Source organism: Sporosarcina jiandibaonis (assembly GCF_013184495.1).
GTDB lineage: Bacteria > Bacillota > Bacilli > Bacillales_A > Planococcaceae > Sporosarcina > Sporosarcina jiandibaonis.
On the sequence record NZ_JAAOIY010000007.1, the window covers coordinates 167,580 to 178,121 of the forward strand.

Here is a 10,542-nt window from a genome sequence, read left to right on the forward strand (position 1 = left end):
CATCTACTCCTTTAGAACCGCATCAATATAAATAGACGGTTTTAATAATACATCCGAAGCGTCCGTCATATACGGAACAATCCATTCTGTTCCAACTCCATACGCAATCGAAATCACGACAAGCAGGGCAGCGGGAACAATCATAATTCGGTAAGAACGGCGCTTTGTAGTTGGTAATTCGACAGGCTCTCCCCAAAATGCATAGATGAAAATTCGAATAACGGATAATAGAACAATTAAACTAGAGGCGAGAATAAAAACACTCCCCCAAACATTACCCGCTTCAAATGCGCCTTTCACAATAAGAAGCTTACCCGTAAATCCGCTGAGCGGGGGAATTCCCGCAAGGCCAAACGCCGCAATTAAATACATCCAACCAAGAGGGGCATTGGTCTTCATTAGTCCGCCCATCTTACGTAAATTTGAAGTACCCGTAATTGCGATGATGATACCAATAAGGAGGAATAACGCTCCTTTAATAATCATGTCATGAATTAAATAAAACATCGCGCCAGTCATGCCGGCATCATTCATTTGCGCAACACCAAATAAAATGACGCCGACTGCAATAATGATGTTGTAAATCATAATGTGTTTCAAATCAAAATAAGCAAGAGCACCGATACACCCCGCAACAATTGTCAGGATGGATAACACTAACAGTAACTCATGTGTCACCGGCATATTATGAATGAAAAACAATGTGTAGGTCCGAGTAATTGCGTAGACGCCAATTTTCGTTAACAAGGCACCGAACAATGCAAGCACTGGGATAGGCGGTGCAGAGTATGAGCCAGGTAACCAAAAGTAAAGCGGGAAAATCGCGCCTTTTATTCCGAAAACGAGAAGGAATAGAATCGCAATTACTGTGATAATACCCGGTTGCCCGACTTCTGCAATTTTCACCGAAATATCTGCCATGTTTAACGTACCAATGACGGAATACAACAACGCAATTGCCACGACAAACAATGCGGAAGAGATCACATTAACAAGTATGTATTTAATGGATTCGCGTAATTGTTTTTTCTCGCCGCCAAGGACGATGAGTACATAAGAAGCCATCAAAAATACCTCAAAGAATACAAACATGTTGAAAATATCACCTGTCGTAAACGCCCCATTCACACCTGTGAGCATAAAGAGTACCGCGGGATAATAATAGAACCGTTCTCTCTCTTTACCGATTGCTTCAAAACTGTACATCACAATGAAAAATGTAATGAGAATTGAAGTCGTTACGAGTAAAACGGATACCATATCAGAAACCATCGTAATTCCGAAAGGTGCCGGCCAACTTCCAAGTGTTAATGTTTGTACGCCGTCAGCTTTCACTTTAGCCATAAGAACTAGCGAGAAAGTGAAACTAATTGCTAAGCCGATGAGCGTCAAAGTCCTTTGGACACGGACATTCTCCTTAAAGAATAGAAGAATAATCGCGAAGAAAAACGGCAAAATGATCGGCAATAATAAAAGATTAATCATGTTCGTCATTTCCCTTCATTAAATTCATATTATCGGTCTTGTGTTCAGCATACGTTCGGTAAAATAGAACAATAATGAATGCCGTTACACCGAAGCTAATGACGATCGCCGTTAAAATAAGCGCCTGCGGAAGGGGGTCTACATAATCTGTAACCCCTTCAGCGAGAACGGGCGGCGATGTACCCCCTAGTCCTCCCATCGTTAAGATAAGTAGATGGGCCCCATGACTGAGAAGACCCGTTCCGAGAATAATGCGGAGCAAGCTTTTAGATAAAATCAAGTACACAGCCGCCATGAATAAAATGCCGATAACAATCGCCATCACAAACTCCATTACGAATCCCCTCCAATCGTTTGGATCATCGTAATTGTTGAACCAACTACGACAAGATACACGCCCGCATCAAAAATCATTGCTGTATGCAGTGACGAAACCCCGAAGAGTGGTAAGTTAAAATCATCATAAGCATGCGTGAAAAATGGTACATCGAATAAAATCGAACCCGCTGCTGTTCCGAGAGCTAGCAATAAACCGACGGCTACAACAATCATAAAGTTGAACGGCAATGCTTTTTGAACAGTTTTCAAGTCAAAAGCAAGCAGTAAAAGGACGATTGCTGCTGTTGTAAGAAGTCCGCCGACAAATCCGCCCCCGGGTGCAAAATGTCCGGCGAAAAATATATGAATTGAAAAGAGAAAGATGATGAAAAACACAACTTTCGTTCCGGTTTGTAAAATGACATCATTTGTTTTCATCAGAATTCTCCTTTCTTGAAAGGCGTAATCGGATCATGCTATATACGCCGATGCCTGCAATCGCGAGGACGGCAATTTCGAACAAGGTATCAAATCCACGATAATCCACGAGAATGACGTTTACTATATTTCCACCCGCTGCTTCTGTAAAGACCGTATCTTTATAGTATTGGGATATCGATGGAATGAGCTTTTGCGAATGTGCGGATAAAGCAAGTAGTGTCATGGTAATACCAACTGCCGCAGCGATTATAAAATTGCCTAAACGAAACTTTGTACTTTCACCGTGCCTTTTGAGTGCTGGCAGGTGATGGAATGCTAACAAGAATAGCGCTACCGAAACTGTTTCAATTACCAGTTGTGTCAAAGCTAGATCTGGCGCTTTGTATATGACGAAGAACAGGGCAACAGAGTAGCCAACGCCTCCTAGTGCGATAATCGCCGCTAATCTGGTTTTAGCAAATAATACCATTACTACAGCGAGCACGAGGATGACAGCTGTCATGATGCCGTAAGTATTCAGCGGAGAAAAGCTTTCCATATCAACTGCAAATGCGTCTTGTATGAAAAGAGCCGCAGTCGTAATCGCAGCGATGAATGCAAACATATAGACCAGGTATGTTCTGATTAATCCCGTCATATAGAAACGAGACAACCGGTTCATACCGCTTTCTCCGAAAACCATTAATGTGTCATACAACGCATTCAAAGAGAAATACTGCGGTTGTATATCGTATAGTTTTTGCCATTTCGACATGGTTAAGAAAAGAAATGCGCCTAAAGCGATAATGCCTAACGTCATCATAAGTTCAGGCGACCATCCATGCCAGGCAGAAACGTTTACAGTGACTTCATCGGGATGATTGTACAAACCGGATTGCATCGCAACAACAGCTGGCTTGACAAACATTTTTCCAATCAGATTCGGGATGAAGAAAATCACAACGACGATAGCTGCAAGAACGACTGGTGAAAGAAGCATTCCAAGTGAAGTTTCTTTTGGCTCTTTCGGAAGTGATTGCATTTTTCGTTTTCCGGCAAACGTTTTAAAGACAAAATAGAAACTATATACAAATGTAAAGACGCTTGCCACCCAAGCAACAATCGGGAATATAATACCCCATGTGGCAAAGTTAAATAATTCGAAATCGCGAAGGGCCAGCATCGAAGTGAGGAAAAGTTCCTTACTTAAAAATCCGCCGAAAGGCGGCAATCCTGCCATGGACATAGAGCCGATAAACGCTACGGTGAAACTGACCGGCATAATGCTCATCAAGCCACCAAGTTTACGAATATCTCGGGTTCCCGTTTCATGATCAACAATCCCCGCCACCATGAATAAGCTTCCTTTAAACATCGCATGGTTAATTAAATGGAAAATCGCAGCAAATGCCGCAAATTTGAAAATCGCTGCATCAGCGCCGGTTACGTGGTACGCAACAGCACTAGCACCTAGTAAAGACATGATTAGTCCAAGTTGACTCACCGTAGAAAAAGCAAGAATGGCTTTCAAGTCTGTTTGTTTTACAGCAAAGAACGACCCCCAGAATAAGGTGAGGAGACCGATTCCTGTAACGAGCCAAATCCACACTTCTGAAGACGCAAAGATGGGTGTGAAGCGGGCGACAAGATAAAGTCCAGCTTTGACCATCGTTGCTGAGTGGAGATAAGCACTTACTGGTGTAGGCGCTTCCATCGCATCGGGCAACCAAATGTAAAATGGAAATTGTGCGGACTTCGTAAAGGCACCGAGTAAGACTAGGACAAGTGCCAGCGTGAAGTAATCATGTCCGATAAAGGAGGACGCATTTGCGATTAATTCGCGGATGGAATACGTATCTCCCATAATGGATAGAAGTACAAGTCCACCGAGCATCATCAGTCCGCCGAATACAGTTATCATCATCGACTTGAGTGCGCCGAATCGCGAACGATCCCGGGTGTACCAGTAACCAATCAGTAAAAATGATGAAATGGATGTTAACTCCCAAAACAAATAGAGAGTAATCATGTGATCGGATTGTACAATTCCCAACATTGCAGTCATAAACATTAGTAAATACACGTAAAAGTTGTTCAATTTCTCACGTTTTTTGTCAAGATAGAAAATAGAGTAAAGCACAACGAGTGCTCCGATTCCAGTGATGAGCAAAGAGAAAAGAAGACTTAGCCCATCGATATAGGCGATAAATGCAATATCGAGCGATGGAATCCATGATAGTGTTGATGTATCGACATTGCCGTTCAAAGTCTTTTCAATAAAACGTAAATAATAGATGAACAAAGCAGCCGATATGATAAATACGAACCATCCTGTATGTATGTTTTTTACTGTCTTATATAGGAATGGAACGAAAAGTGCTGCCACTATCGGCAGAAAAATTAACAATACGAATTCCAAGAAAATCCTCCTTCCAAATCATTGTTTTCATCAAAAGACGCAAAAAAAGTCTACCACTAAAGGCATAGATACCCCTTGGTGACAGACTCCTCCAAAACACGTCCGTTTATTTGATTGAGGTCAGTATAGCATGACCCGCGAATATTGTAAAATAGTTTTAGCTCATAGTCAAAATAACGATGAAGTAAGCAATCATTGCGATTAAACCTACAGGAACGCCGAAACGCGCCCACTCCAAGCTGGTAATATTTAATTTTCCGGCCGCGATGATGTTTGGAATATTTCCAGGGATTAGCATACCGCCGCTGATCAGTAATCCAAGTAAAATCGCTTTTATCGTCGGTCCATCCATCGCAGGGCTAATTTCCGCTGCAGCTAATGTCGCATTATCCAATACAGCAGAAATCATATTAATCCAATAAAGTACGAGTGGACTAAGTCCGAGCAAGTACTTCTCGATAAACGGTTCGAATCCCGCACCAAGTAAAGTTAATGCCATGACGAATAAATAAATATTAAAACTGCGAATAAAGATTTTAAAGTAGGATTCTTTCTCTAGCTTTGATGATAGCCCATTTGAAGATTTCTTTGGGGTGATCAGGACAGCAGCAAGAATTCCGAATATAATTACCGCAGGGATGACATCCGGTCCTATCAATCGTAATAAATAGAAGAAGTCTTCATTCAATTTGCTTGTAGCGATTGTAGAAAGCGGTTCGCCAATCGGTGTCAACGCAGCGCCCATTCCAATTGAAAAACAAGCTAACACGACTAAGCGAATTTCAGATTTTCTGTCGAGTCTGAGAACACTGACGACCGCCACCAGAACGATTGCCGCAATGATAGCCGTTATTATACTAGAAATAATTCCTAGCACGATAACGACAAGCGCAAGAAACAACCGAAAAGGCATTGCATTACTCGTTCCCGTAATTCCTTTTTCAATCGGTTTTTGCAACCAGCGGAATACGAGCCCCGCTATTAAAACAGCTAATGTTATATGTATGGGATCCTCGAGCGCTTTCATTAAAAGCGACTTATCAAAAACCCCGCTAATAAATGCGGCTGCAACACCCATGATAAAGAGAAAGATTTCCAAGTTCCGTTCGACAATTTTTATTGTGAACGGCATAAATAAAACGAGAATTAAGATTATTGTAAGTCCTAAAATCATATGACCTCTCCTTCGTTAATTTTTTAATAGTATAACATGAAAAAGTCATTTTGCTAATATGAATTAAGGGCAATTCTCTCACTATTGCTAAATGTAAAAATCATGTTTTGGTAGATTGATTTTCTTCAGCTAAGAATTCTTCAAAATCTTGTCCTGGCTTTCGTTTGGCAAGATAAAGGAAAGTAAATCCAACAAGAAATAGAGAGGAGGTGACAATGAACACAGAAGAGATGCCGATAAATCCGCTCACGATACCGCCAAACATCGGACCAATAATATTTCCAAGGAATCTGAAGCTCGTATTATAGCCCATCATTTCTCCTTGAATATTGATAGGCGCATCTCGTCTGATAAGAGCAGTAGTAATTGGTATCATTCCACCGACGGCAATCCCGAATAATAAACGACAGATTATGAGCTGCCATAATTCCGTGACAAATGCCTGGGGGATGACAAATAAGAAGGATAGAAGTAGGAGAATCGATAAGACTTTCTCATAGCCGATATCATCGCCAAGGCGACCCCAAAATCTCGCAAACAATAAATTTCCAAGGCCTGCCGCGCTAAATGTGATACCAGCAAGAAAAGCGACGTCTTTCGCATTCGTTAATTCGGCAACATAGAGCGAAAGAAGAGGTTGTATACTAAAATTTGCAATTTGAATAATCGTCGTGACCAACATGACATTCATCATCAGTCGATGACGAAAAATGCCACCTAAAATCACTTTACGCGTATAAATAATTGCACGCTTACTTTTCACTCTAATTTGTTCCTTTATCCCGAGTAACACGATAATTGTCGCAGTCGTAATAGAAACCGCAGTTATGATAAATGTATATTGGAATCCGAATGCATCCGCTAACAGACCTCCGAACATGGGGCCGAAAAGCATTCCTGAAACACTTCCCATTTGCAATGTTCCTAGCATTTTTCCGGCTTCACTCCGTGATGTTTGGGATGAAATGAACGCTAAAGAGGTAGGGATAAATCCAGTTACGATTCCCATCAAAAGCCTTAAAATAAAAAAAGATTCAACGGTCTGCACAAAACTCATCAAAAAAATGGATGTGGCAAGGCCAAGGCCATTAATTATCAATATTGGCTTAAAGCCGTGCTTGTCCGCGACCCTTCCCCAAATAGGCGACATAATAAAGGCAGTAATGAATGTAGCGCCAAAAATGAGACCGGCCCATTTTTGAACATAGGCAGCTGGATGATCGCCAAACGTGTCGATATAGAGAGAAAGGAATGGCATAATCATTGTCGTTGTACCACCAACGAGAAAATTACAAACCCACATAATGATAAAATTTCTTTTTAGTACATTCATGAAAATAAACCTTCCTTCGTAGTCGAGCTCATTCTTAGTATAAAACATTTCGGAATCCGAAGAAAGGAACGTGCTTTATTCGTGCTTTATTATCGAAATCTGAAATTGAATATGGTAGAGTAAACATGGTGATTGATAATGAGAAAAATTCCTTTACTTCTACTAACAGTCTTGTCACTTGTCGTCCTTTCTGCTTGCGGTAAAGGAACGGTTAAGGAACAAACGAAAGAAGTCGATGGAGTAAATGTTTCAAAAGACAACGTAGTCGGTTATCCGCAATTATCGCCAAAAGTCGCGGATAATGAAGAAGTAGTTGTTATGAACACAACACTTGGCCAGATTAAGCTTAAACTTTTTCCAGACATTGCACCAAAAGCGGTTGAAAATTTCTTGACGCATGCAAAGGAAGGCTATTATGAAGGTGTTATTTTTCACCGAGTAATGGACGAGTTCATGATTCAAGGCGGTGATCCGACCGGTACAGGTGCAGGCGGTGAAAGTATTTACGGAGATTCATTTGAGGATGAGTTTTCAGATTCGGTTTTTCATTTGCGCGGAGCTCTTTCAATGGCAAACGGAGGACCGAACACGAACGGAAGCCAGTTTTTCATCGTACAAAAAACTGAAGTGGATGAGGCTGCTCTCAATCAGGAAAAACCTTTAGTTTACTCTGATGAAATTCGCGAAGCCTATGAAAATATGGGCGGCACACCGCATCTCGATCATTCCCACACAGTATTTGGTCAAGTGATTGAAGGAATGGACACAGTTGATAAAATTGCAAAAGCAAAAGCAAAAGAAACACGACCGATTGAAGATATTATCATTGAATCAATCGAAATTCTTACGGAAAAATAGGAGGCAATAACAATGTATCCACAATTAACAAACGAAGTTGCGGCAAACGAGGCACTCGTAGTCATGAACACGACACTCGGCCCGATCAAGATTAAATTATTTCCAGAAGTTGCGCCAAAAACAGTTGAAAACTTTTTGACGCATGCTGAAAACGGCTATTATAACGGTATTATTTTTCACCGAGTAATTGAAGATTTCATGATCCAAGGCGGCGATCCGACAGGGACTGGCATGGGTGGAGAAAGTATTTGGGGCGACTCATTCGAAGACGAGTTCTCGACTAAAGTCTTTAATCTACGCGGAGCTCTTTCTATGGCGAACGCTGGACCAGGGACGAACGGCAGCCAATTCTTCATTGTTCAAGCGTCAAAATTACCTGGCGGAACTGTAAACCAATTAAGAGGCGCAGGCTTCCCGGAAGAAATTGTAGAAGCATATGACAAAATGGGCGGCACGCCGCATTTAGATCATAGACATACAGTATTCGGTCAAGTGATTGAAGGAATGGATGTTGTTGATACAATTGCAAAAGTGAAAAAAGGCCCGCAAGATAAACCAGTTGAAGATGTTTCTATCGAATCGATCGAAATCCTTCAAAAATAAACTAGACATGCGAAATAAATTAAGTTAGGAAGTGTACGTAAATGAACGCTCTATTAATGCCGTTCCTTTACTTTCCAGAAGATAAAGCAGAGTATATACCTGCCGCAATTTCATTTGTGATTTTCATGATTCTATTAATCCTTACATTCAATTGGATTCGTCGTAATTCCAAGAAGCAAGAAGAAGAGACGAAAGAACTTGAAGAAAGAATCTTGCGTGAACGTCGCGCAGAAAACGAAGCGAAAAAAAATGAGAACCTTCAAAATTGAAGGTTCTCATTTTTTTAAGATAATGCAGTAATGATCCGCCCCACTCCGTCTTTCACGGTAGCTAATGGGCAAGCAACATTCATGCGGAGAAAACCTATTCCAGATTCACCGTATTTCGAACCCGGTTCCAGAGCGATTCTCCCTTTAGTTAATAATTTTTCCATTATCTCTTTTTCAGAAAGTCCGGTATCGCGATAATCTATCCATAGCAAATACGTACCATGCGGTTTATTTATTTTAATACTCGGCACTGCTTGTTTTAATTCGGCAATCACATAGTCCATATTCCCAGAAATGATGTCAAGAAGCTCAGAAAGCCATGGCCCGCCCTCTGTATAAGCTGATTTTACAGCAGCTGCAGCAAACGGACTAAGTGACATCTGTCCATGTGCTAGCGCGTTTTGTTCAAGTTTTGCTCTAACTTCTTGATCAGAAGCAATCATGATGGCCGCTTGAACACCCGCAAGATTAAATGTCTTCGTTGGGGCAACGCATGTAATTATTCGATGTGCTTCTTCACCGGCTATCGAAGCCAAAGCTATATGTCGATGTTCAGGGAAAACGAGATCCGCATGAATTTCATCAGATAATATAAAGACATCGTATTTCGCACAAAGTTCAATCAGTTTCAAAAGTTCGGCTTCTGTCCAGACAATTCCTCCTGGATTATGCGGATTACAAAGAATAAACAATTTCACATTCTGTTGTAGCGCTTTTTCAAATTCCACAAAATCGATTGAATAATTGCGGTCCTTTTCAGTCATTACACATTCAACAATAGTACGCTCCATACGTTCCGGAACTTGAAAAAACGGCGGATAAACAGGTGGAGTAATGAGAATACCGTCACCATTTTCGGTAAACGTTTCAATAACCGTAGCGATTGCGGGGACAACTCCGTGATGAAATAACATCCATTCATTTTCTGTTTTCCAAGAATGGCGTTGTTCAAGCCATAATCGGATGCCGTCTTTACATTCATTGCATATGTATGAATAGCCAAAAACCCCGTGATCGAGCACTTCTTGCATCGCATCAATAACAACCCCGGGAGCAGCAAAATCCATATCGGCAATCCACATTGGTAATATATCGGAGGCATTTTCGATGCCGTAAACTTCTTCTAACCGATCCCATTTAATGGACCGCGTTTTACGTCTATCAATGAATTTCTCGAAAATACTCATAAAAATCCTCCTTTTCTTTTTCCATTCCTATGCTATCATATAATTATCCAAATAAAAATAAGGTGAATCAATAATGGAAACTATAGAAATGAATAAAAAAGCAATCAGTCTTTTAGAACAATGGGACCCATTTGACGAAGGTGAGAAAGCATACGAACTAGAAATCGTGGATGTCGTAGCTGAACTGCATCGCCTTGATCATCCAGCAGACCTCGCGAAAAAGATTCGCGAGATTTACGAACACTCATATGAAATGTGGATTCCAATTGAAAAATGCGTTCAAATATCCTATAAGCTTTTAGCGATAAAATACGAAGCGAAATGCATCGTATGAAATAAAACAACCTATGGATTTTTTGAACTGCGCCCTAAATTTCGGACAGTTTAATAAAATACCCGCTGCTAATTAGGCAGCTATGAGATGACTTCGATATTCAATCGGAGTCATCTTTTTAAGATTCCATTGTCTTCTTGAT

General features: G+C 40.9%; 11 protein-coding genes. 4 read left to right on the plus strand and 7 right to left on the minus strand.

Features of this window, described 5'->3' with window-relative positions; translation table 11 throughout:
* Window positions 1-3 precede the first annotated feature (3 nt).
* The 6 genes from G8782_RS16360 to G8782_RS16385 all read right to left on the minus strand — a co-directional run bounded on the left by G8782_RS16360 (window position 4) and on the right by G8782_RS16385 (window position 7,149).
* On the minus strand, window positions 4-1,485 hold the full coding sequence (locus G8782_RS16360) for a Na+/H+ antiporter subunit D (RefSeq protein ID WP_172373149.1): 1,482 nt from the start codon (window positions 1,483-1,485) through the stop codon (window positions 4-6).
* Window positions 1,478-1,819, minus strand: a complete 342-nt coding sequence (locus tag G8782_RS16365; RefSeq protein ID WP_172373151.1) for a Na(+)/H(+) antiporter subunit C — start codon at window positions 1,817-1,819, stop codon at window positions 1,478-1,480. Before G8782_RS16365 ends, G8782_RS16360 begins: the two co-directional genes overlap by 8 nt.
* Window positions 1,819-2,241 carry a Na(+)/H(+) antiporter subunit B gene (locus tag G8782_RS16370; RefSeq protein ID WP_172373152.1) on the minus strand — a complete coding sequence of 141 codons (423 nt, stop codon included), beginning with the start codon at window positions 2,239-2,241 and terminating at the stop codon, window positions 1,819-1,821. Before G8782_RS16370 ends, G8782_RS16365 begins: the two co-directional genes overlap by 1 nt.
* Window positions 2,228-4,642, minus strand: coding sequence for a Na+/H+ antiporter subunit A (locus G8782_RS16375; protein ID WP_172373153.1), 2,415 nt, complete (start codon window positions 4,640-4,642; stop codon window positions 2,228-2,230). Before G8782_RS16375 ends, G8782_RS16370 begins: the two co-directional genes overlap by 14 nt.
* 157 nt (window positions 4,643-4,799) lie before the next feature.
* Window positions 4,800-5,816, minus strand: coding sequence for a DUF1646 family protein (locus G8782_RS16380; RefSeq protein ID WP_172373154.1), 1,017 nt, complete (start codon window positions 5,814-5,816; stop codon window positions 4,800-4,802).
* A 100-nt stretch (window positions 5,817-5,916) separates the two neighbouring features.
* Window positions 5,917-7,149: an MFS transporter gene (locus G8782_RS16385; protein ID WP_172373155.1), complete on the minus strand. Its 1,233-nt coding sequence runs from the start codon at window positions 7,147-7,149 to the stop codon at window positions 5,917-5,919.
* A 138-nt stretch (window positions 7,150-7,287) separates the two neighbouring features.
* Here G8782_RS16385 and G8782_RS16390 point away from each other — a divergent pair, with 138 nt between their 5' ends.
* From G8782_RS16390 to G8782_RS16400, 3 genes are read left to right on the plus strand one after another with little or no spacing between them, the layout of a single operon-like run.
* Window positions 7,288-8,007: a peptidylprolyl isomerase gene (locus G8782_RS16390; protein WP_172373156.1), complete on the plus strand. Its 720-nt coding sequence runs from the start codon at window positions 7,288-7,290 to the stop codon at window positions 8,005-8,007.
* Window positions 8,008-8,019: 12 nt separating this feature from the next.
* Window positions 8,020-8,610, plus strand: coding sequence for a peptidylprolyl isomerase (locus tag G8782_RS16395; RefSeq protein ID WP_172373157.1), 591 nt, complete (start codon window positions 8,020-8,022; stop codon window positions 8,608-8,610).
* A gap of 41 nt (window positions 8,611-8,651) precedes the next feature.
* The gene (locus tag G8782_RS16400) at window positions 8,652-8,879 is read left to right on the plus strand and encodes a hypothetical protein (RefSeq protein ID WP_172373158.1); all 228 of its coding nucleotides are present in this window, start codon (window positions 8,652-8,654) and stop codon (window positions 8,877-8,879) included.
* Window positions 8,880-8,893: 14 nt separating this feature from the next.
* Here G8782_RS16400 and G8782_RS16405 read toward each other — a convergent pair whose 3' ends face one another.
* A complete protein-coding gene (locus G8782_RS16405; RefSeq protein WP_172373160.1) occupies window positions 8,894-10,066 on the minus strand; it encodes a MalY/PatB family protein in 1,173 nt (390 codons plus the stop codon).
* Between the two features lie 73 nt (window positions 10,067-10,139).
* Between G8782_RS16405 and G8782_RS16410 the strand changes: the two genes are divergently transcribed.
* On the plus strand, window positions 10,140-10,400 hold the full coding sequence (locus G8782_RS16410; protein ID WP_172373162.1) for a DUF1871 family protein: 261 nt from the start codon (window positions 10,140-10,142) through the stop codon (window positions 10,398-10,400).
* Window positions 10,401-10,542: the final 142 nt, after the last annotated feature.